Below are 23,963 nucleotides of genomic sequence, written 5' to 3' on the forward strand. Positions count from 1 at the left end.
CAAAATAAGTATCTTAAAGAATTAACAAAAGAAATATATAAAAATCAGAAGAACAAGAAGTAATTTTTTAAAGTTTTCCTGCATTAGAGAACCTGACACCATTTTAAACACAAAGATATTACTAGAAAAAAGAATGTGAAAAAATTTTTATAAAAAAATAAGTAAGATAAAAGTGTATTATTTCCCCATCCATTTCTTTTACTTTCAGGGGGATTTTTTTTATTTTTTCTAATTTGATAGAGCTAGTGGAGTATGCAAAAAATTAGTTTTTTCCTCATTGAGGTCTTCCAACTGTTTTACAAACATCCCTTTTTGAAGAAGTACCAGCTGCTGATGAAAGCTATTATTCCTTATATTACAGATATATTTATAGGGGTTACTATCCCGTCCAAATTTATTTTTTTCTAACAAGTAATAGGGGATTGTATCCTGGGCCATGGTGAAAAAGGAAGTCGGGACATCATATTTCGAAGCCGAAAATTGTCGTTGATATGAATTTTTTTGAAATTGTTTCAATTTTTATTTTTTTAACTTTGTTCTTAAATTAAAATAAGGGGAATAGATATCAAAACAATGTGGAATTTTTCTTTCTGGGAGGATTAAACATGAATGATGTCTTTGAAAGGACAGCACGATTTGAACACCGTTTTTGGCTCCAAATATTAGGTGATCATTCTCGGTTTATTTATGAAGCACTTGCACCGGTCCAAGAAGGGGAAATAAAAAAAGCTTTAACTTTTATTCGAGTATTTGATGCGCTTCTCGAGCGTGCAAAATCTGCTGAGTTAAGTTCATTAATAAATGATGCTGAATCAGCGGTTATAAATCTACGAGAATTCAAATTCGTTTTAATCAGGAAACATCTTGTTGGCAAAATCAAAATACACCTTTCACCCACATTTCTCAATCACATGGTTAACGAATTAGAGGAGTATGTAAGAATTCTAAATCACCTGAAAGCAGGTCAAATACCACCTATCTACCATGAACTACATCATCATCTTTTATGGCTATTAGATGCGGCTGGTCATGCTGAGGCGATTACCTCCAATTTAGATGGTGTTGAAAAGAAATTGAGGGAGAAAAGTAATTTATATAAGGAGAATTTTGAGGATTTTTATATGAAGGCTGTTGAACTAACCGGCTATTTAAGATCCAGTTTGACGTCCTTTCCAGCTTTGACAAAAATGAATAAAGACACCCAGTTAGAAATAAAGTTTTTTCAAAATTTCTTAACCGAATTAGAAGAACTGGAATTAAGTAAGCAAGCATTAGGAACATTTGCCCCGTTAATGGCGGATCATATGTTTCGTGAGGAATGTTATTACTTAATGAAATTAGCTGAATCGGGAAGTCTGGAACCACCGATTTGTGATCCTGCAAAACCGCGCTTGAAGGAATGAAAAAGTGTCAATCAAAGGGAACAAGAAAAGGGGCAGTTTTCACTAAACTCCCCCTTTTTTTGTGCCTTATTAAGCTGTTTTATTTAACAGAACTTCTACAGTGTTAGATTTGGATTTGTCTCTTCTAATCCTAAAGATTGTAGTAAAGATAACTAAGATTAAAAATCCGATCAAAAGAGTGATCAACTGAATAGTTGGCTGGTGGTTGTCCGCTTGTACCTCGTTAGACTGTTCACTTTCACCTATGTCGTTCTTTGCGGATACTGTATATGAATAGTTGACACCATTTTCAGCTGATTTATCCACATAGTTTGGAGTAATTAGATTTGTTGCGATAGGTTTGTAACTGTCCAAACCAAGAATATCAACCTTTTTACGGTAGATCGTATAGGAAGTGGCTCCAGCTGTCGGATTCCAAGTAATTGAAACAGAATCATTTTTATTTTTGTTTGCCAATATCCAGTCTGGTGGTGTTGGAACAGAAGTCTTTTTTGTATGGAAGGAGTAAATCCCGATTTGTTGTTCTGTTCCATCTGCCACAGAGGACACTTTCCAGTAGTATTGTGTATCCTTCGAAAGGTCCCTAAAATTAGCTGAATTGAAAGTAACTGCCTGATCAAACACAATTTTTGTCATCGCTGGATCTTTTGCCACCTGGACATGATAGCTGTCAACGCTGGACTGTGCATCCCAGTTTAAGGTAACTTTTGAAGGGGTTACTTCCGTTTCACCGCTTGCTGGAGAAACGGTAAGGGCGGCGTCAGGAACCACATGAATCATTTGAGAGGCATGCGTAGAAAGACTAGCTGTAAACCCTGAGTCTTTATTACCCAGATCTTCATGGCTCCAAAGATCATGTACCATTGCTGATCCCTTAAAGCCTAGATCGTCCCATTTGACCGATATGTTTTGTGGCGTTAATCCTGTATTAAAGAGACCAATGTTATACGAACCATCCGGCAGTTCTTGAAAGAAAACTTGAGAGGTTGATGTTTTAGATAGGCGTTTCCCTGCGACTCCACTTTGGTTCACCCCAATAATTTCGTCATTCGTAAGCAGGCTCAATCCATAATTGTCTAGTTTCGTTAAATCACTGCCAATCACAAAATGTGAAGAGGCAATTGCCCATAGGGATACATACGAACGTTTTTCATCTGCCGTTAAACCATCCTTATTTCCGTTTGCTACATTGAGTGAATCTAAGTCATTCCACCCGCTTGATCCCGCATGGGGCTGCCACTCTGCAACATCGCCAAATCTTCGAGAAACCTTTTCCCAATTGGTATGCGTGGGCGTACCATAGGCTTCAACATCATGATCTGTCCGCCAGCCATTCGATAATTGCTGCCAGGTAGAAACATTCTTTATATCCAAATTATTGGATAACTCTACATGAATCGGTCTTCCTGTTTTCTTCAGCGCTTTTGCCCATGCTTCGATATCTGGGATATCCTGGTTGCGAACACCGTCAATCTTTAGGTAATCTACCCCATAGGAAGCAAACAATCTGGCCCAAGAATCAATATACTCCTGTGCCCCTGGCTTTGAAAAATCAATAGAATACATATTGTCATAATTAAAACTGACTTTTTGACCCTTGCTAAAGTCAACAATATCTTTTGCATGGTAGGGTGTTCCTTCAATTGGCGTATTTTGATCAATTGCTCCTTTTGGAATACCAAGAGTGACATAAAGGCCAAACTTTAATCCCTTTTTGTGGATATAGTCCCCAACTGCTTTCATACCATTTGGGAATTTCTTAGGGTCTACTACCCATCTGCCATATTTATCCACGTTTGTGGTCCAATCAAGCTGATAATAATCATCAAGGTTTACATATTCGTAGCCATGTGACTTGAATTTTTCTGCGATAATATCTGCTGCCGCTTTGATATTTTTTTCTGTTGGTTTTTTACGAATGGAACTCCAGCTGCTCCAGCCCATGAAAGGCCGCCCGGCCAAATTATTGTAGGATGAAGCTTCTGCTTCTTCGGGGGCTAATATTGAAACCGTAAAAATCCCCGAAAACACAAGTGAAAAAGAGAACATAGTTGAGAATATTTTCTTAAGCATAAATACCTCCTCTAGAACAAACTTGGATTGAAATAAATATAAAAATTTATTAAAATTTAATTCTATTTTAATATAGTAAGCCCTTTATTTTAATGAACAATATGTACCAATAAATTTATCTTGCTATGGTTTCTGGAAGAACAAGGGATTAAGGTTTTTCATAATGTAATGGTATCAATAAGTGAGGATGTAAAAGATGAGAAAAAATAGGGAAATCCAAACCCAACCAATAATTGGTCAAGCGTGGACCGGAAGACATGTTGTATTACTTCAATGTACAACAGACAATCAATTTATTAATCTTTATAAAAGTTTTCATGCCCCAATTGAACCGCCACGACAAAATTGTGCTGAAACGTTATCGCAGCTGCTAAGTATCGGCTATCACATTGTGGCCATAACACCACTCTCACCTGTACAAATTCAATATTTGCTGGTACTTTAATTAAAATGGATCCAATAAAAGAAGAAGGCTTAAGTATTCGAGCCTTCTTTAAATATTTTTTATATAAGTACCGATCCCGGTGGAATCTGTTCTGTCCAAACCACTTATGGTGATTTTTCTTCTTTAGTTTTTTGTTATAACTTATTACAATAAGATATAACTATTTTTATATGGTTAGAATGGGAGTGTGGTCATGAAAAACCGAAATTACTTATTTTTTTCTATAATGATCCTGTTAATAGCGTTATCTGGATGTTCAAACAATGATCAAGCTAAAATGTCTAAGAACCAGAAACCATCAGATTCTGAAAAGAAAGTAGAATTAACGGTTTCAGCAGCAGCTAGTTTACAAGATGCCTTAAATGACATTAAAGGCTCTTTCCAGAAGGAACATCCCAATGTGATTATAAACTATAACTTTGGAGCGTCAGGGGCACTTCAACAACAAATCAGTCAGGGAGCACCTGTGGATCTCTTCTTCTCTGCAGCAGAAGACAAATTTGATAAATTAGTCCAGGAGGGACTAATTGAGAAAGAAAAAGGGAAAGATTTGCTCGGAAATGAACTTGTATTAGTAGTACCAATCGGCTCAAGTAAGGGAATTAAATCATTCGAAGATCTCACTAAATCAGATAAACTATCTCTTGGGACCCCAGAGGCTGTACCAGCTGGGCAGTATGCAAAAGAAACATTAGAAAATATTAATGTTTGGAAGTCAGTCGAAGGAAAAGTGGTATATGCCAAGGATGTTCGGCAAGTGCTTACATATGTAGAAAGCCAAAATGTTGACGCGGGTATTGTCTATAAAACGGATGCATTGATTTCAAAAAAGGTTAAAATTGCAGCTAGTGCCAAAGAAAATACTCACGATCCAATTGTTTATTCAGTGGGTGTGATAAAAACTAGTACCCATGCAAAAGAGGCGCAAATTTTCTATGATTATCTTCAAAATGAAAACTCTTTGAAGACTTTTACAAAGTATGGATTTAAAGGATTAGATTAAACTTATCATGGCAACGGATTTTTGGTCACCAGTCAAACTGTCTATTGAGGTTGCATCTGTCGCTGGCATATTGGTATTAATCTTAGGGTTATTTTTTGCAAAGATGATGGCTAATACGAAATTCAAAGGGAAAGCTGTAGCTGAGACTATTTTCCTTTTACCATTAGTATTGCCACCGTCTGTTGTAGGGTTCTTGCTAATTGTAATATTTGGTAGGAATAGTGTTGTGGGACTATTGATTGAATGGATATTTAAACAACCAGTTATGTTTACATGGTGGGCGGCTGTTGTTGCTTCTACTGTAGTTGCTTTTCCTCTCATGTATCAATCTGCCAAATCAGGATTTGAAGGTATAGATGAGGATATTGAGAATGCAGCTCGTGTGGACGGAGCGAATGAATTTCAATTATTTCTGACCATCTCTATTCCTTTATCACTAAAAGCGATCATTTCCGGTACCATACTAAGTTTTGCTAGAGCATTAGGGGAGTTTGGGGCAACTTTAATGTTTGCTGGAAACATCCCAGGGAAAACCCAAACCATATCAACAGCTATCTATATAGCGATGGATTCAGGAAATATGGATTTGGCATGGTTATGGGTAATGTGTTTGATCGCGATTTCATTTTTTATGTTAATAGGTTTACAGCTAATGAAAGCTTAAAGACTAATTTGGAGGAACAAAAATTGAAAAACCTCTACCTTGATTGTATCTCCGGAATTGCAGGAGACATGACGCTGGCTGCTCTTATTGATTTAGGAGCGGATCTCTCCTACATCGTAGATCAGTTAAGAAAATTACCGATTGATCCCTTTGAAATGGATGTACATAATGTCAGCAAACGGGGTATTGCAGCAAAGAAACTGAAAATCTATTTTCCATCTCGAGTTCATGAAAACCGAAACCACGGTCATCACCATGAGCATCGGAATGCGCAAGAGATATTGACGTTGATTGAGGAAAGCAATCTTCCTTCAAGAGTAAAAGAACGAAGTCTGGCAATCTTTCGAGAATTGGCTATGGCTGAAGGGAAAATCCATGGAATTGACCCTAGAGAAGTTCATTTCCATGAGGTGGGGGCAATGGATTCCATTATAGATACGATTGGGGTATGCTTGGCTCTAGAAAACCTTGAAATTGAAGAAATTTATGCGTCACCCGTACCAACCGGTTATGGGAAGAAGGAAATGGCTCATGGACTCTATCCTATTCCCGCTCCAGCTACTATGGAGTTATTAAAAGGAATACCGCTTGCAGAGTTAAACGTTAAGGGTGAATTGACTACACCAACAGGGGCAGGGATATTAAGGGCACTGGTAAAAAAGTTCATGCCAATTGGTGGACAAATTGTAGAAGAGATTGGTTATGGAGCTGGGGAAAAAGACTTTGACCACCCTAATGTACTAAGGGCCCTTCTCTTCAAACCATCAGACATCGAGCAGCCACGCAGCCAGGAGTTCCAGCAAGAACGGGAGTCTATATTTATACTGGAAGCCCAGCTCGATGATATGACAGGGGAAGGGCTTGGCTATACAATGGAACGACTTTTGGCCGTAGGCGCTCTCGATGTATTTTATACTCCTGTCTATATGAAGAAAAATCGCCCTGGTACTCTTGTAACCATTTTAGTGTCCTTACAATTAGCGGACCATTGTGAAAGAGTTTTGTTGGAGGAAACTACTACACTCGGAGTCCGAAGAAGCATGTGGACCCGTAATATTCTTGATCGAAGATTTATTGAGGTAGATACCCCGTATGGACCTATTAGAGTAAAACAGGCATTCAGAGATAACAAAATGCTGCACCAAGCTCCTGAATATGAAGATGTTGCAAAAGCAGCAAGGGAGCATAAGGTTTCTTTTCAACTTATTTACCAATATGCGATGAAATTAGTGACAGATTAGAGGGGGATCTCTTGTGAAGGAGATTTCCCCTTTTTTGTTGATGGAACCTAAGGAGAATAATCAAATAATAATTGTTTTTGTATGAATATCCAAAAATGTAGTAAACTAGTAATCTGGGCATTTAAAGAAATCATTTATATTATTGTGTTTTAACTGCTATGGAAGGAGTTTCACCTTGTTAGAATCATTATTGTTAAATTTTCTGTTTCTGCTGTTTCCAGTTTTAATTTTCCTTATCTTCTTTGAGAATAAACTACATACATATAACAAAACGATCCTGATTCTGCTTTCATCCCTATCAATGGTCTTGTGTATGGCCTTTCCTATTAAATTAGAGATTGGCTTTATCTTTGATTTACGTTACATTCCTTTTATTATTGTCGCCCTTTTTGGGGGATTTAAATATACCTTTCCGTTATATCTCGTGTTAAACATCTATCGATTCATGATTATTGGCGGGGCAGGCACCCTACAGTCATTTCTCTTCTCAACAGTTATTTTTATCTTAGTACCTCTTTTACATAAATGGTTTTTTGTTCAAAATGCTAAGAAACGAATTTTGGGGGCAGTTTTTGTGACTATTTTTACTATTGCCTTCTATTTATCTACTTTGGCAGCAGTATTACCAGCACTGAACAAAGAATTTTGGCTATTAGCGGTATATGCCGTACCAACTTACGCGTTGGTAATGACGATTATTATGATATTAATCGAAAAGATAATTGATAATATTAAAACCCGTAATTCTTCCTTACAATCAGAACGGCTAAATGTCCTGAGTGATTTATCCGCGAGTGTCTCTCATGAAATTAGAAATCCGCTTACCGTTACAAATGGGTTTTTACAGCTGTTAAATAAATCTGAAACGCTAACTGTCGAAGAAAAAACCTATATTGAGTATGCATTATTGGAGTTAAAAAGAGCTGAAAATATTGTAAGTGACTTTCTGGCTTTCGCGAAGCCACAGTCAGAGAACATGATTTATTCGAATCTTAAGGAAGAAACAGAGTATGTAAAAAACATTATTACTCCATACGCGAACATGCATCAGGTCGATGTTCAATATGCGTTTCAAAACTCCTTATCTTTTAAGTATGATAAAAACCAAATACAGCAGTGTTTAATCAATTTATATAAAAACGGTATAGAAGCGATGAAAGAAAAAGGCGGGGTTCTTTCGATCGATGTTTCGGAGCAACAGAAAGAAATTGTGATTAAAATAGAGGATAATGGGATCGGGATGACAAAAGAGGAAGTTTTACGATTAGGGAATCCCTATTATTCTACAAAAAAAGAAGGAACTGGTCTTGGAATGCTTATGGTGTATAGCACTATTAATAAAGTAAATGGAAAAATACAAGTCGATAGTGAAATGGGTAGAGGGACGACTTTTACTATTTCGATTCCTGTTTAATTGATTTTAATAATCAAAATGAAGGAATTCTAAGGTGCGGAATCATTTTCGCACTTTTTGTTTTGTCCAACAAACAGTAAAGAGGGAACTCCAAATTGTAGTTGGGATTCTTATAGGGTGAAAGAGCTGCATATTAATTTAGTATTTTCAGAAAAAGATAAAAATTGATATTAATTTTGACAAAAAAGTGGACGTTTCTAAATTAGAAATTCTTTATAATAATCATAAATAAACCGCTTTCAATATGAAGGGTTGTTTATGATTATATTAATTGGAGGAATCATTTATGCATAAAAATCCACACTTTTTTTCCCATCTTGCCCACGTTGAAATAATTAGTCCAAAGCTAGAAGAATCAGCCAATTTCTTTAAAAATATCATTGGTTTAGAAGAGTCAGGTAGAAGTGGAAATTCCGTTTATTTTCGTGCATGGGGGGAGCATTACCATCACAGCTTGAAAATAACCGAAGGAACAGAACCGGGTCTTGGTCATATTGGCTGGCGTGCTGATAGCCCGGCAGCACTTGAAGAAGCTGCTGCACATATTGAAAAACTTGGACAAGGAATCGGCTGGATTGAAGGGGATCTGGGACATGGCAGAGCCTATCAATTCACTTCTCCCGATGGTCATTTAGAAGAGATTTTTTGGGATGTTAAATTATATGAAGCACCAGATCAACTTCGGAGCAAATGGAAAAACCGTCCGCAAAAAAATCCAGGACGCGGTATATCTCCTCGCCGAATCGATCACATCACTCTTTTTAGTAATGACGTAACAAAAGACCGCGAATTCTATCAAAATATTGGCTTCCGCTATAACGAAGGTATCTTTTTAAATGCCAATGAACCCGGCAGCCCGGAAATCGGTGCATGGTTATCTGTCACCAACCTTTCGCATGATATCGCCTTTTTAAAGAACCATAGTGGCAAACCAGGTGGATTCAATCATGTTTGTTACGCGGTTGAAAGCAGGGAAGAAGTTCTGTTAGCAGCCGACCATATCCTCGAAAGTGGATACGAATTAGCCATGGGCGGGCCAACACGGCATGCGCTTGCAGAAGGATTTTTCTTTTATGTAGATGAGCCAGGCGGCAATCGGTTTGAATTATATGCAGGAGCACATCTTGTTTTTGCGCCAGATTTTGGTCCATACAGATGGAGTCTTTCTGAAAATCCAAATGATGCTTGGGGGCGTGAAATGCCTTGGGATGCATCAGGAAAAGTCATTAAATAATCAATTAAACAACAGGGGGACTTATCAAAATGTGGCATTTCTTTCCAGAAAATTATATGTGGTCTTATCAAATAGTAAGAATGATCAGCCAATCTTATTTTGGCGGTGGTGAAGTAAATGAAATCTTAGATGCAGCCAGCCGTATGAAGTTAGGAGATTATGAGAGTTTCCATCACGAATGGATGAGACTAGGAAATAAATCATTAACAACAGCTAATGATGCAATGGACAAGGGATTTAAAGAAACGGCACGGTCCGGCTATTTACGGTCAGCTAACTACTTTCGTACGGCAGAATTTTTCCTTCAGCCTGACGATGAGCGTAAACTGCCAACCTATTTAAAAGGGGTAGAATCATTCAGAAAAGGCGGGGAGCTGTTAGCCTCACCGCCAAAGGCTGTTAACATTCCCTTTGAACATGCTGTTCTGCCAGGGTATTATTTTGAAGCACCAGGTCAAAGTAAGGGACCATTGATAGTGATGTTTGGCGGTTTAGATTCAACTGCAGAGGAATTATATTATGGGCCTGCGCAGCTATTAAATGAACGTGGTATTTCGCTTATTGCACTAGACGGTCCTGGCCAAGGGGGAGCATTACGAATCCATCACATACATTCCCGTCATGATTACAATACAGCTGGAACAGCGGCATATGAGTGGGCGGTTGAAAATCTAGATGTCGATCCCGGCCGTATTGGGGTTATGGCTGTATCGATGGGAGGTTATATGGCAGCAAGATGTGCAGCATTCGAGCCGAGGTTTAAAGCTTGTGCGATCTGGGGAGCCGTTTATGATTACAACGATGTTTGGGCAAAACGCCCGGATAACCATCCATTAGCAAAGATTCTTCAGCATATCTTTGGGGTTGAAGACATGCCTGCTGCAAGGGCAAAGCTTGAGCACTATAATTTACGCGGTGTGGCAGAAAAAATTCAAATGCCAACTTACATTGTACATGGCGAAGATGATCGACAAAATACAGTGGATAACGCCTATAATGTTTATAATGACCTTACTTGCCCACGCTGGTTAAAGATTATTCCGACCAGCAGCACAGGTTCATCTCATTGTCAGGTCGATAATATCACAGTGACCTACGAAATGTATGACTGGTTAAAAGACCAGTTATTGAAGTAGTCCGGAGGTGGAGTCATGAAGTTCGTTACTTTTTATAATCAGGATGGCCAGATGCGTGCAGGGTGGCTGGATGGTGATAGAGTGATAGATATGAAGATTGCTTCCAAAGGTGAATTACCTGATAATATGGCAGAGTTTATCAAAAATAACGAAAAATATATGAAAAATGTAAAAACGTTAAGCGGTTCAACGAATCTTCCATCCTATTCGCTCGAAGAAATACGTTTAACTGCGCCATTGCCGAACCCTGTAACCTTCCGAGACTTTGTTGCTTTTGAGACACATGTCAAAAATGCAACAAAACGCTCAGGGGATACAGTTGCACCAGAGTGGTATGAAATGCCCATCTTTTATTTCTCCAATCCCAATGCTATGAAAGGACCTGGAGAGGAGGTAAAACGCCCAGCTAAATGTATCCGACTTGATTATGAACTTGAGCTAGCTTGTATTATTGGGAAAGAAGGAAGAAATATCAAGTCAGACGAAGCAGAGGAATATATCTTCGGATATACGATTTTAAATGATTGGTCGGCGCGGGATATCCAAATGAAAGAAATGAAGGTACTTTTGGGCCCAGCAAAAGGAAAGGATTTTGCAACATCAATCGGTCCTTACCTTTTAACAAAGAATGAATTAGAACCTTATAAATCAACTGGCAGGTTCGATTTAGAAATGACTGCGGCCGTAAATGGTGAAGTTCTGTCCCGGGGGAACTTTAAGGATATTTATTACACATTTGGTGACATGATTGAGCGTGCTTCAGAGGAAGTGACTTTATATCCCGGAGATATCATTGGCTCTGGTACAGTCGGCTTCGGCTGCATCATGGAACTCGGAACCGAGGTTCACCGCTGGCTTGAGCCTGGGGATGAAGTAGAATTAAAGATTACAGGCCTTGGCACATTGAAAAATAGAATTATTTAAGGAATATGAACGGAGAGGAACTTTTATGGCTAGAATTGTTGACCTAAGTGTTTCAATTGAAGAGGATTTAAAAGATCCTCTTCCGTTTTCGATTCGCTTTGAAACACATGAAGAAGGTGCCGATTTTGGGGCTAAACTTGTCGGTGTATCCCCGGATGATTTTCCTGAGCGGAAAGGTCTTGCTGGGGAGTTTCTGACCTTGACGAGCCATGCTGGTACCCATGTAGATGCACCATGGCATTATTGGCCGACATCAGAAGGGAAACCGGCTCGAACCATTGATGAAATGCCGCTGGAATGGTTTTTTAATGATGGAGTGGTACTGGACTTTACTGACAAACCAGCAGGTTATTCTTTGACAGTTGAAGATATTCAGGGAAAACTTGAACAAATGGACTATGAGTTAAAGCCGTTCGATATTGTTATGATCCGCTGTGATGCCGATAAAAGAAGATATCAGCCTAATTATAGTGAAATTCATGTCGGGGTTTCGGCGGAGGCTACTCTTTGGCTGATTGACCAAGGGATAAAGGTGATGGGTACGGACGGATGGGGTTGGGATACGCCGTTATCCATACAAGCAGAGGATTATAAACAAAACCCGCGTCCTGGTGTACTCTGGGCAGCGCATTTTGTGGGAAGAGAAAAAGAGTATTGCCAAATTGAAAAACTAGCAAATTTGGATCAATTACCGCCGTTTGGATTCAAAGTATCAGTTTTTCCGGTCAAAATAAAAGGCGGGAGCGCAGGATGGACTCGGGCTGTGGCGATTATAGATTAAAAGGGAATGAGGGGTGTTTAAAATGACAAATCAATTGGTTAAAAAAGTACTCATTGTTGGCGGTGGAATTAGTGGTTTAGCAGCAGCCGCTGCCCTTCACAAAATTGGAATTGACGCGGAAATAGTGGAAAAGGAACTGGAATGGAATGTATATGGTGTTGGGATTATTCAGCCCCCAAATGCTCTTAGGGCCCTAAATGAAATTGGCTTGGCTGATGCATGTATGAAACAGGGGTATTCTTATCCAGGCTTCGATTATTACACAGGGCAGGGACATTTTATGTTCCAAGGAGACTCGCCTACCATAGAAGGATATCCGGGCGTTAACGGAATCTCCAGAAGGAAACTTCATGATTTTCTCTTAGAGGCCGTTGAAAAAATCAGTACAAAAATATATATGGGTTCAACGGTTAATAGGATTGAAAATATCTCAAATGGTGTGAAGGTGGAGTTAAGTAACGGGATTTCAGCAGTTTATGACTTGGTCATTGGGGCGGATGGTGCTAACTCAAAAGTTCGAAAATTATTGTTCGGGGATATTGTCCAAAAATATAGCGGTCAAGGAGTATGGCGTTATACCCTGCCACGTCCGAAAGAAGTCGACCGAGGGCTGTTTTATTACGGTCAAAAAGCAAAAGCAGGCTTGGTTCCTATGTCAGAAGATGAAATGTATTTGCTTGTCACTACGCATGAACCAGGTAATCCGAGGTTTCCGAATGACCAACTCCATGTGTTATTAAAAGAGAGACTGACTGAATTCGGAGGTGCGATTGCAGATGCGGCTAATCAAATTACCGATCCTATGCAAGTGGTTTATCGCCCGATATTTACGCATATGCTGCCAAAACCGTGGTATAAAGGAAATGTTTTGCTTGTCGGTGATGCTGCACATGGTACAGCCCCACATCTTGGACAAGGTGCTTCCATCGCAATCGAAGATGTGATTGTTTTGGCTGACATTCTAAAGAATAACCTCGAAGTTGCAGAAGCGTTTAAGATTTTCATGGAAAAACGGTATGAACGCTGCAGGCTCATCGTTGACAATTCAGACCAGTTGGTTGAATGGGAATTGCTTACTTGGAGCGGTCAAATGAAAGAGGATGTAAATATCGGTAAGTTTGTATATGAAACACTAGCAAAAATGAATGAACCATTTCTATCAGAAGTAAACACACTATAGACTAACGTATATATCTTTGTATACGTTTCCACTTCAAAGTAAAGCTTGAGTATTTATTGAAGGGGGCAATTGGATGGCAAAAAAGAAAGGGTTTTTTCAATATGAAAATTTTCTTGTAATCTCCATGTTTTTAGTTGTAGGTCTCGTATTCTTAGACCGATTAAGTTTGGGGTTTATCTTTCCGAAAATTGCTCCTGAATTGGGATTGTCCAATACACAGTTAGGAATAACTGTGTCAGTAACAGGAGTGTTTTTTGGTCTGTCTACCTTAATCTTTGCCAGTCTCTCTGACTTTTTAGGAAAAAAGAAACCGATGCTTGTTATTTTTGTGTTTTTATTTTCAATTGCTACCTTATTATCAGGTGTCGTCGGTTCTTTTGCTACATTACTATTGGTAAGGGGAATAATGGGATTAGCGGAAGGGCCAGTCATGCCGCTGGTCCAATCGATTGTGATCCATGAGTCATCGGAAAAAAGAAGAGGCTTGAACATGGGGATCGTTCAAAGTTCTTCCTCTTTAATTGGAGGAACATTGGCACCTGTGATCACTGTAGCACTAGCTGCTTCTTTTGGATGGAGGTCTTCCTTTTATATCATTGCTATTCCAGGAATACTAATGGGTCTAATCATATGGAAATTTTTAAAAGAACCAAAACCAAATATATCTCATCCTACTGTGGCATCAAATGTAAGGCCAACCAAAGCTGATTATATTAACGTTTTTAAAACGAGAAATATTTGGTTAAGTACGATCGTTGGTATTTGTAATATGATTTATATTTTAACGCTAACGGCTTTTCTACCTACCATCTATGCCCAAACTACAAATTTTGGAGAAACTCAAATTGGCATGTTATTAGGTTTAATGGGTCTGATGATGTTTATTGGACAGTTTGGCGGTGCAGCGATATCAGACCGTGTGGGACGATTACCTGCAATAAAGATTTTTTCTTTTTTAGCTATATTCCTTCCTATAACGATAGCACTTTCTTACCACAACTTCGGGCTATTACTCATCTTTATTCTTGTTTTCTCCTTGGGAAATGGCTATCAGCCATTAATCATGAACATTATTCCTGCAGAGTCGGTTTCTAGGTCATTTTCAGCAACTGCGATAAGTTTCGTCATCTTAACAAGTGAAATCATTGGCGGTAGTTTCGGTCCAACTGTATCAGGAATACTAGCGGATCGCTTTGGATTAATGGCTCCTTTATGGATAACGGCAGCTGCTGCTTTTATTGGTTTCCTTTGCACGTTTGGAATAAAAGAAACAGCACCTATTAAACTGAATCAATCGAGAAATAAGGAGATCCAAGCTTCATTATAAATAAGCAATGTAAAGGAAGGAGGTAAAACCTTCCTTTTTTTTATCATTATAATTTATGAATATTGAAACATAATTTAAAGCAGCTTCAGTATCAATCTTTTAATGGTTAAAAAATTGCATTACTTTTTTAATCTGAATAGTTACATATTAACTTCTAAAAGTGTAATTGGATAGAAAAGTATATGAAAGTAGGGCTAAAACAAAATTGTTTTACTGAAAATGAAAAGGTATATTTTTAATAGATACTAAAAGTAAGCGTTTTATATTAATAGTAACACTAGAGTCAATAAGGAGTGAAAATACATGTTTGAACAGTACTTAGTCTGCGAAGATGGTTTTCGAAATGTTGTGGAAGACGGACAGGTAGCTGGCTTTGAAGTAAAACTGCGGATTCCTTATTATCGGGGAGTTGCATTGTCATTGATTAATAGCATCGATTTAGAGGTAGATGATATCTCATTTTCACACGATGATATGGTTTTCTCTGTAGAAACCGGCAGCTTTCCATATCATGAATTATCAACCGTTATCAATAATCGCTGGGAATTCGGAGAAAAGGCAACATTGTTTATTAAGAAAACTGGTGGGTTGGAAGCGGGAACGCATAAAGTACATGCTGTCGTGAATTTACGTATTTCATATCTGCCATGGCCTAATATCGGTGATGATACCAAACAAATTACACTTGAAGAAGATAGAATTTTAGCTTAGGGACGAGGAGGTTATTAAGATGAGCAAACAAGCAAACATTAAGCGCGGTGTATCCTTATATAGTTACCAGGAAGAATACTATACAAGAAAGTTAAGTTTAGAACAATGTATTGCTGAGGCGGCTAAATCTGGTGCTAAAGGAATTGAATTGCTACCGGAACAAATGCTTAAAGGATTTCCTAAAGTAACAGATCAGTTTGTTGACCAGTGGTTTGGATGGATGGATCAATACGGGGTCGAACCGGCTGCTTATGACGCATTTTTAGATAATAAATTATTTCCTAATCGATTACTCACTCTTGAAGAAAACGTGGATATGATGGTTCGGGATCTAGAGATTGCAAATAAACTGGGCTTTAAAGTGTTAAGAACATTAGTATCGACTCCTCTGGAAGTGGTGAAAGAAAGTCTGCCATTTGCAGAACAGTATGGTGTGAAAATTGCTCTAGAAGTTCATGCGCCTTTTACCTTTGGTACACCATGGTTTGAGGAAAGAATGGAGTATATCATAAAGAGCGGAACTAAGTGGTTCGGAATTATGCCTGATTTAGGTATCTTTGTTAAACGGATGGCCCCTGTTATAGAGCAAAGATATATTCGTGATGGAGCTACCCCCGATATAGTAAGGTTTGTTAGTGACAATTATGCCAACGGTGTAGATAAACAAGAGACATTTGAAGAAGTAAAAAGAATGAAGAATGCAAATGAAAAAGATGTGGAATATGCAGAATTAGCTAAACACTTTGTTTATACTGATCCAAAAATCCTTAAAGATTACATTCCATATATTATGCATGTTCATGGGAAATTTTATGAAGTAACCGAAAACTACGAGGAACCTAGCATACCATATAAAGAGATTATTGATGTCTTAACCGAGGCTGGCTATGATGGGTATTTAGACAGTGAATATGAAGGAAACCGCCACATCCAAGACTTTATGGAAGTAGATAGTGTGGAGCAGGTTAGGCGTCATCAAGTGTTGTTAAGCAATCTAATAAATAAATAGAATATTGATAGGAACCCTATTAAATAAAAAATAAGGTTCCTATTCCTATTTACCCGAGATCAAAATCAACTGATTTAAATTTAATAAATCAGAAAAAAGTGTCGAATTAGATTCTTTCTGTGCTATATTTAGAAAATATAAAGCCATTTAAAATATTGGTTTTGCTTTTTAAGAGGTGATTGAAATGAGTGGTACGCATATTTTCCAAACTTCAATAGATTCAAAGTTGATAACGGTTTCCGTTATGAATAACAAAAGTAATCTAGAGCATGCCCATCGAGACATTGAATTGATCTATATGATAAAAGGCCAGCTTCAAGTGAAAATTAATCATAATTCTTATAACTTGAACAAATCGGATTTTATCTTAGTGAATTCAAATGAATTTCACTCTTTTCAATCTGAAAAGGATAATTTATTTGTTGTTTTTCATTTTAATTATTTAGAATTAAGTTCGTTGCTGGGACAAAAAGGTCTCTTTTTCTCTTGTAATTCCATCGAACAGAGTAATTCTTCGAACTCGGATATGAGAATGGTCATCGAAGAACTATTATCGGTTTATTTGCAGCAGCGTAATGATTCAGAAGTTGAATCTTTAGAGAAAACATTTAAATTAATAACCATTTTAAAATTACATTACCTTAAGAGTACAAATCAGCAGGAAATACAAAATCTCTTGTTTAATAAAGGACAAAATGATCGATTGTCTGAAATTATTGAATATATCCAAAGTAATTATCGCGAGCCCTTGTCATTAGAGGAAGTGGCAGGTCTTCATTATATTTCTGTTCCTTATTTGTCTAAATTTTTTAAGAAGCAAACAGGAAAAACTTTTTCCCAATATTTAAACGAAGTCCGACTTGCCCATGCAGTTAACGAATTGGTTAACTCTAGTAAACCTATTACACGGATTGCTTTAGATAATGGTTTTCCTAATTTAGCGGCATTTAACAGAGTTTTTAATGAAAGCTATCAGTTAAAGCCAGTTGAATATCGAAAGCAAATGTCAGGTACAGTATACAAAGAAATAGATACTACTGAAGAAATAACTATCCAAGAAAGTAATGATGCATTTACTGAGCTGCGACAATATTTTAAGAGTTCTGAAGATCGTAGCGTTCAAACATTCTCTCAATCTACAGGAGCAGTGGAAACAGAAACAGTTAAAATAGGGAACTTAGCTGCTTTTACAAAGTATTGGAATAAGCTGTTGAATGTTGGATATGCAAAAGATCTTTTAAACTCAGATATGCAAGAGCAAATCACCCTCCTGCAAAATGAAATCGGCTTTACTTACGCTAGATTTTGGGGATTGTTTGGGGATGATATGCTAGTGGAAGACCGCTCTGAAGGAATGATCACTTATAACTTTTCTAATACGAACAAATTATTGGATTTTCTCATAAAAGTTAAATTAAAGCCTTTTATTGAATTTGGGCCTAAACCTAAGATTATTCAAAAGGCAGTTGGAGAAACACTTGCCATCCAAACGATAAGCGAGAGGTCTCCAGAAGAATGGAAAAACCTAATAAGGGCTTTTTTACTTCAATGCATTGAACGTTATGGAATTGAAGAAGTTGAGACTTGGTATTTTGAAATGTGGAAACCCCATACAGATGTATTTAATACAAAAGTACAAGATGAAAAAGAATTTTTCGATAAAATTAAGAATAATCAAGCTCAGAGTCCGAGCCAATTTCATGAGTATTTTAAGATGTTTAGTGAATTTAAAAAGGATACCAAAGAACTTATTCCTTCAGCTAAGGTTGGCGGATGTGGGTTAAGTATTGATTTAGAAGGCGACAAACTTGAAATGTTACTTGAAGAGTGGAAAAAGGAGGAAATTCAGCCTGATTTTCTTTCCATATCCCTTTATCCAATTGAAATAGATCGTCATAAATATCGGGTGCCAATTAAAAATTTACACTCGAGCAATCCTAATTATGTACTCAATAAGTTGAATGAAGTAAGGAAAACTTTGAAAAAGGCAGGATTCGATGGTTTAGAACTAAATGTGACTGAGTGGAATATCTCAATATCTAATCGTAACTTTCTTAATGATAGTTGTTTTAAAGCTTCTTACATGGTTAGGAATATCATTGAAAATCTGAATCAAAATCAAGTGAACATGATTGGTTATTGGTTGTTTTCAGATATTTTTAGTGATTTTAGAGATTCTAAAAACCTGCTGCACGGCGGTGCTGGATTGGTAACGAAAAGTGGAATAAAAAAACCGAGTTATCATGCGTTTGTCCTGTTAAAACAATTAGGTGAGATTCTAGTAGCCAAGGGTGACCATTATATTGTTACGAAGAGGTCCGGCGATCGGTACCAAGTGATCTGTTTTAATTACAAACATTTTAACTATTCCTATTATTTACATCCAGAAGGAAGTATGGGAATTCACGAACAATACGATATTTTTGAGAATAGCGAAACGCTTAATCTCTCTTTGGAAATACAGGGATTAGTCAATGGAAAGTATCGAATTAAGGAACTTAGATTAAACCGTGATCATGGAAGTGTATTAGATGAGTGGTTGAAATTTGGCGCTGTAGACGATATGAAACCTGATGAGGTTGAATATTTAAAGCAAATTTGTGTCCCATATATGAAAGTGGAGCATCATGTTGTGGAGAATCAATCGATTGTTTTGAAAGGTGAACTTCAACCTCACGAAGTAAGATTATTTGAATTTAATTTGTTGTATAGCGATCTATAATTGTTATAAAAAAGAGGTTAAAAATCTAATATAGATTTTTAACCATTTTTTATATTTTTTTTAAAGAGAAATTAAAAAGAATGAAAATCCATAATTAATTGGTTAATAGGAAGAAAGCAGTAAACATTTTTATTGATTAAAATAAAAATGTAAGCGTTACTTAAAATCAAAAATTCATATAAATGAAATTTAAAAAATGAAGAAAGAGGGTTTTTGTTATGATGCCGCTTGGAATAATAGCAACACCAACAGAAGAAAGCTTTCAAAAGGCGAATCAAAAGGGATTAGATTTTATAGAAGTTTGTGTAAATGAAGGCCAAGATGTCGATGCGTTTTATCGGAATCGTGAGAACCTAGTAAAATGGAAAAATCAATATGGGATTGCGATCGGTTCGTTAGGAAGATGGAAATCATTACGGATTGATGAGCAAGGAAGGGTCCTCGAGGAAGAATTGGAACGATGCTATAAACTAATTGACGTAGCAAGTGAATTGGGTTGTACCAATTTTGTTAGTGGTTGTAATTATGTTGAGGAAATATCTTACTTTGAAAACTGTTCAGCGGCAATCCAGTTTTTTTCACTCCTCATTGACTATGCCAAACCTAAAGGAGTTAACGTGTCTTCCTACAATTGTCGAAAGGTGAATTTTGTCAATAATCCGGAAGTATGGAAAATCGTTCATGGTCATTTAAAGGACTTAGGTATTAAATTTGATCCTTCACATAGCCGGTATTTTGGCGGGGATTACCTCCAAGAAACACTCGATTGGGGTGACCGTTTCAACCATGTTCATTTAAAAGGGTCGATGATTATTAATGGACAGAGAGTGGATGATCCGCCAGCTGGGTTGGACCAAACGGATTGGAAAACATTTATTTCATTGTTAAGAGTGAAAGGATATAAAGGTGGATTAAGTATTGAGCCGCACTCTCCGGTATGGATTGGAGAACTAGGGGAAAAGGGAATCGATTTCACTATTAATTATATGAAGAAACTAGCATTCTAAAAATGGAGGAGTTGTCATATGAACAACAAGAAATTACGTTATGGTCTAATTGGGGCGGGTAGTAATGCTGAAAGAAAACATCTAAACAATTATATGACATTGCCAAATGTTGAATTAATCTCCATTTGTGATGTGAATATTGAAAATGCACAAAGGCTGGCAAAAAAATATAATATTTCAAAAGTCTATGGGAATTATGAGGAAATGCTAAACAATGAAGAGTTAGACTTAGTCAGTGTTTGTACTCCTAACTATCTTCATGCTGAGATTTCAACTTACGCTCTTTCAAAAGGGGTAAACGTTCATTGTGAAAAACCTCTTGCCGTTAATGCAAGAGAGGCACAAAAAATAGTCGATGCTAAGAATCAATCAGGGAAAAAAGTCATGGTTGGTCTAAATAATCGCTTTACGAATGAAGCCGCTTTTTTGAAGAAATATATTGAGGCAGGTTACTTAGGAGATATCTATCAAGTAAAAGCAGGATGGATTAGACGCAGTGGCATTCCAGGAAGAGGAACATGGTTTACGAATAAGGATTGTGCTGGCGGCGGCGTCATGATTGATTTAGGTGTTCATTATCTTGATTTAGCATTATTTCTCATCGGAATGCCACAACCATCCTATATTACTGGAGCTATTCACCAGAATTTCACTGAAACAACTACGCGTAATCGAAACGGTTATCAAGGGAATCCAAATGGTATTTTTAATGTTGAAGATACAGCGGTTGGTTTTATCGGTCTACAAAACGGAGCGACAGTAAATTTTGAATTTAGTTGGGCCTCCAATATAGAAAAAGATAAAACGTTTATTGAAATACTAGGGACAAAAGGCGGCGTAAGCCTTAGTAATGGTGAATTAAAGATTCACTCTGAGTTATTGGATACCTGTGTTGATATTTCGCCAGTCCTTAATCCGAATATTAAATTAAAGAATGAGTTTGAGCATTTTGTAAATAGTATTTTAACTGGAGAAGAATTAATCGCTCCAGCGGAGCATGGATTATACATGATGGATATTATTGATCAGTTTTATAAAGCAGCTAGCCGAAGTGAACCTGTTTTTTTCGAAAAAGGCAAAAATAAAGTTCTATTACTTTCATCGTCATTTTAAAAATGGTGATTAACAAGTACCTTATAGTGTAGAAAAATAAAAATCTACCTTAGGGTACTTTTTAATTAAAAATAAAAAGTAAGGCGAGGAGCAGGGGAATGGTAAAAATAAGGAATCAAGAAACAATTATTAATAATGATTATGAGACAGATATAAATGAACTGATCGGTAAAATGACGCTAAAAGAAAAAGTTGGACAACTTACTCAATTTCTTCCTTCTATATTTGGCGCATTTGGAATGACGAAAGACGAAATCATTGCCAAATTAGTAGAAGGTGAGATTTCATATGAGGAATTCCAGGCAATGGAGAGAAATTATCATAAAGACGAAATTAGAGAAGGGCTCCTTGGTTCAATGGGAGGAGTTACAGGAGCAGAGCTTTCCAATGAATTACAAAAGATTGCCGTTGAGGAGTCAAGATTAAGAATACCGCTACTTTTTGGCTTAGATGTAGTCCATGGCTACAGAACCATATTTCCAATTCCCCTCGCCGAAGCCTGCAGCTGGGATTTGGACTTAATTGAGAAAACGGCGGAAATTGCAGCTAAAGAAGCCTCTGCCGCTGGAATACACTGGACTTATGCGCCGATGGTAGATATTACAAGAGACCCGCGGTGGGGACGGATTGCAGAAGGTGCAGGGGAAGATACGTATCTGGGAAGTATGATTGCTGATGCTAGAGTGAGAGGATTTCAGGGGGAGAATCTATCTGAACCCGAAAGAATACTAGCCTGCGCCAAGCACTTTGCTGCTTACGGTGGAGCAGTTGGCGGTCGCGATTATAATACAGTCGATATGTCGATGCAAACACTTCATGAAGTATTCCTTCCTCCGTTTGAGGCAGCAGCAAAAGCAGGAGTGGGAACTTTTATGAGTGCATTTAATGATTTAAATGGCGTTCCTTGTACTGTAAATAAATATTTATTAACAGATATTTTAAGAGAAAAGTACAAATTCAATGGGTTTGTGGTTAGTGATGCCAACTCGATTGCAGAAGTAGTTGTTCACGGAGATTCAGAAGACCGGAAAGAGGCTAGTAAAAAGGCATTACTTGCTGGCTTAGAAATGGATATGAGTCAAGGTACCTACAAAGAAGATTTACCTGAGCAAATTAACAACGGTACAATCTCAGTAGAGGTTTTGGATGAAGCAGTAAGAAGAGTTTTACGTGTTAAATTTCATTTGGGACTATTTGATAACCCATACAGAACAAATAAGGACAATGAAGAGCAAGTAATATTAGCTCCGGAACATATTCAAGTTGCCAGAGAAATGGCGAGACGTTCGATTGTTTTACTTAAAAACGAGGATAATATTCTGCCATTAAAGAAAAATCTCAAGAAAATTGCCGTAATTGGTCCATTAGCAGATAATAAAAAGGAATTGCTGGGTACTTGGGCGATAACTGGAAATGAAGAAGATGTTGTTACAGTTCTTTCAGGAATAACATCCGCGGTTGAAAAAGAAACAGAAATCGTCTACACCAAGGGATGTGAAGTAATTGGAGATGAGAATGTCGACTTTAATTTGGCTGTTCAAATAGCAGGGGAATCCGATGTTATCATTGCTGTTGTTGGTGAAAATGCTGATATGAGTGGGGAAGCCTCCAGTCGATTGGATCTAAACTTACCTGGAAAACAAGAGGATTTGTTAAAAGCCTTGCACCAAACCGGTAAACCGGTTATTGTGATTCTTATAAACGGAAGGCCATTATCCATACCTTGGGCGGCTGAGAACGTATCTGCCATTGTTGAAGCATGGCAACTGGGCATCGAGAGCGGTAATGCGATAGCAGATATTTTGTTTGGGGATTACAATCCAAGCGGAAAATTAGTAGCTACTTTTCCATATTCAGTTGGACAAGTGCCGATTTACTATAATCATCCTCGAACAGGCAGACCTGCAAGTAAAGTGAAATTCACCTCTAAATATATAGATGGTCCACATGAACCATTGTATCCTTTTGGTTTTGGTTTAAGCTACACTACTTTCAAGTATGATAGTCTTGTTATTGAGACACCAGAGGTTACAAAGGAAAGTAAAGTGACCATTAGTGTAGAGGTAATCAATACAGGGATACGGACCGGTGAAGAAATTGTTCAGCTTTATGTAGCAGATGTGGTGGCAAGCAGGGTAAGACCAATTAAGGAATTAAAAGGCTTTAAAAAGATCCTGCTGCAACCTGGGGAACGTAAAACAGTGACTTTTGAATTAGGTGTAAATAACCTTGGATTTTACAATGAGACGATGGAATATATAGTTGAACCTGGTTTGTTTAAAGTATACGTGGGACCAAGTTCTCAAGATGGACTTGAAGGAGAATTCACCTTAGTATAATACAAATGAATATCGTTACATTAAATTATTAGAATTTATGTTATCGGCAGCCTATGACTTATGTTATAGGTTGTTTTTTATAAACTCAAATAATATTTTTATTTCGTTAGGTCGTCTGACCTATCAAATTATTAATCTATCTTCTATTAATGGTGTGATAAAATAGTTGAAAATGTAGACCTACTACATCTAATAAAAATTAATTTTCGAAATTTTTATTAAAATAGGTTAAGAATT

The 23,963-nt window shown here is 37.4% G+C and carries 19 protein-coding genes; 18 read left to right on the forward strand and 1 reads right to left on the reverse strand.

The features are described from left to right. Positions 1-605: 605 nt before the first annotated feature. Entirely contained in the window at positions 606-1,403 is a 798-nt protein-coding gene (locus COD92_RS27385) for a DUF2935 domain-containing protein (protein ID WP_098530643.1), read from the forward strand. 69 nt (positions 1,404-1,472) lie between these two features. On the opposite strand, the gene COD92_RS27390 is transcribed toward COD92_RS27385, so the two are convergent. After that, positions 1,473-3,476, reverse strand: coding sequence for an alpha-galactosidase (locus COD92_RS27390; protein WP_098530644.1), 2,004 nt, complete (start codon positions 3,474-3,476; stop codon positions 1,473-1,475). 196 nt (positions 3,477-3,672) lie between these two features. Between COD92_RS27390 and COD92_RS27395 the strand changes: the two genes are divergently transcribed. From COD92_RS27395 to bglX, 17 genes are all read left to right on the forward strand, one after another. Further along, the gene (locus tag COD92_RS27395; RefSeq protein ID WP_098530645.1) at positions 3,673-3,921 is read left to right on the forward strand and encodes a hypothetical protein; all 249 of its coding nucleotides are present in this window, start codon (positions 3,673-3,675) and stop codon (positions 3,919-3,921) included. Between the two features lie 193 nt (positions 3,922-4,114). Continuing rightward, positions 4,115-4,924 carry a molybdate ABC transporter substrate-binding protein gene (modA, locus tag COD92_RS27400; protein ID WP_098530646.1) on the forward strand — a complete coding sequence of 270 codons (810 nt, stop codon included), beginning with the start codon at positions 4,115-4,117 and terminating at the stop codon, positions 4,922-4,924. A 7-nt stretch (positions 4,925-4,931) separates the two neighbouring features. Beyond that, entirely contained in the window at positions 4,932-5,588 is a 657-nt protein-coding gene (modB, locus tag COD92_RS27405) for a molybdate ABC transporter permease subunit (RefSeq protein WP_098530647.1), read from the forward strand. Between the two features lie 23 nt (positions 5,589-5,611). Then, positions 5,612-6,829, forward strand: a complete 1,218-nt coding sequence (gene larC, locus COD92_RS27410; RefSeq protein WP_098530648.1) for a nickel pincer cofactor biosynthesis protein LarC — start codon at positions 5,612-5,614, stop codon at positions 6,827-6,829. A 175-nt stretch (positions 6,830-7,004) separates the two neighbouring features. Further along, positions 7,005-8,243: an ATP-binding protein gene (locus tag COD92_RS27415; protein ID WP_098530649.1), complete on the forward strand. Its 1,239-nt coding sequence runs from the start codon at positions 7,005-7,007 to the stop codon at positions 8,241-8,243. Positions 8,244-8,529: 286 nt separating this feature from the next. Beyond that, the gene (locus tag COD92_RS27420) at positions 8,530-9,477 is read left to right on the forward strand and encodes a VOC family protein (protein ID WP_098530650.1); all 948 of its coding nucleotides are present in this window, start codon (positions 8,530-8,532) and stop codon (positions 9,475-9,477) included. Between the two features lie 29 nt (positions 9,478-9,506). Then, the gene (locus tag COD92_RS27425; protein WP_098530651.1) at positions 9,507-10,613 is read left to right on the forward strand and encodes an alpha/beta hydrolase family protein; all 1,107 of its coding nucleotides are present in this window, start codon (positions 9,507-9,509) and stop codon (positions 10,611-10,613) included. Between the two features lie 15 nt (positions 10,614-10,628). Then, entirely contained in the window at positions 10,629-11,537 is a 909-nt protein-coding gene (locus COD92_RS27430) for a fumarylacetoacetate hydrolase family protein (RefSeq protein ID WP_098530652.1), read from the forward strand. A 25-nt stretch (positions 11,538-11,562) separates the two neighbouring features. After that, positions 11,563-12,318, forward strand: a complete 756-nt coding sequence (locus COD92_RS27435; protein WP_098530653.1) for a cyclase family protein — start codon at positions 11,563-11,565, stop codon at positions 12,316-12,318. Between the two features lie 22 nt (positions 12,319-12,340). Continuing rightward, complete coding sequence (locus COD92_RS27440; protein ID WP_098530654.1) at positions 12,341-13,498, forward strand: FAD-dependent oxidoreductase; 1,158 nt, start codon at positions 12,341-12,343, stop codon at positions 13,496-13,498. A gap of 73 nt (positions 13,499-13,571) precedes the next feature. Continuing rightward, positions 13,572-14,825, forward strand: coding sequence for an MFS transporter (locus tag COD92_RS27445; protein WP_098530655.1), 1,254 nt, complete (start codon positions 13,572-13,574; stop codon positions 14,823-14,825). Positions 14,826-15,128: 303 nt separating this feature from the next. Then, entirely contained in the window at positions 15,129-15,536 is a 408-nt protein-coding gene (locus COD92_RS27450; protein ID WP_098530656.1) for a C-glycoside deglycosidase beta subunit domain-containing protein, read from the forward strand. Positions 15,537-15,555: 19 nt separating this feature from the next. Continuing rightward, positions 15,556-16,545: a sugar phosphate isomerase/epimerase family protein gene (locus COD92_RS27455; RefSeq protein ID WP_098530657.1), complete on the forward strand. Its 990-nt coding sequence runs from the start codon at positions 15,556-15,558 to the stop codon at positions 16,543-16,545. Positions 16,546-16,729: 184 nt separating this feature from the next. Further along, entirely contained in the window at positions 16,730-19,267 is a 2,538-nt protein-coding gene (locus tag COD92_RS27460; RefSeq protein ID WP_098530658.1) for a GH39 family glycosyl hydrolase, read from the forward strand. A 218-nt stretch (positions 19,268-19,485) separates the two neighbouring features. Continuing rightward, positions 19,486-20,274, forward strand: a complete 789-nt coding sequence (locus COD92_RS27465; RefSeq protein WP_098530659.1) for a sugar phosphate isomerase/epimerase family protein — start codon at positions 19,486-19,488, stop codon at positions 20,272-20,274. Between the two features lie 18 nt (positions 20,275-20,292). Beyond that, complete coding sequence (locus tag COD92_RS27470; protein ID WP_098530660.1) at positions 20,293-21,387, forward strand: Gfo/Idh/MocA family protein; 1,095 nt, start codon at positions 20,293-20,295, stop codon at positions 21,385-21,387. Between the two features lie 98 nt (positions 21,388-21,485). Beyond that, the gene (gene bglX / locus COD92_RS27475; protein WP_098530661.1) at positions 21,486-23,726 is read left to right on the forward strand and encodes a beta-glucosidase BglX; all 2,241 of its coding nucleotides are present in this window, start codon (positions 21,486-21,488) and stop codon (positions 23,724-23,726) included. Positions 23,727-23,963: the final 237 nt, after the last annotated feature.

This window comes from Bacillus sp. AFS037270 (assembly GCF_002585305.1).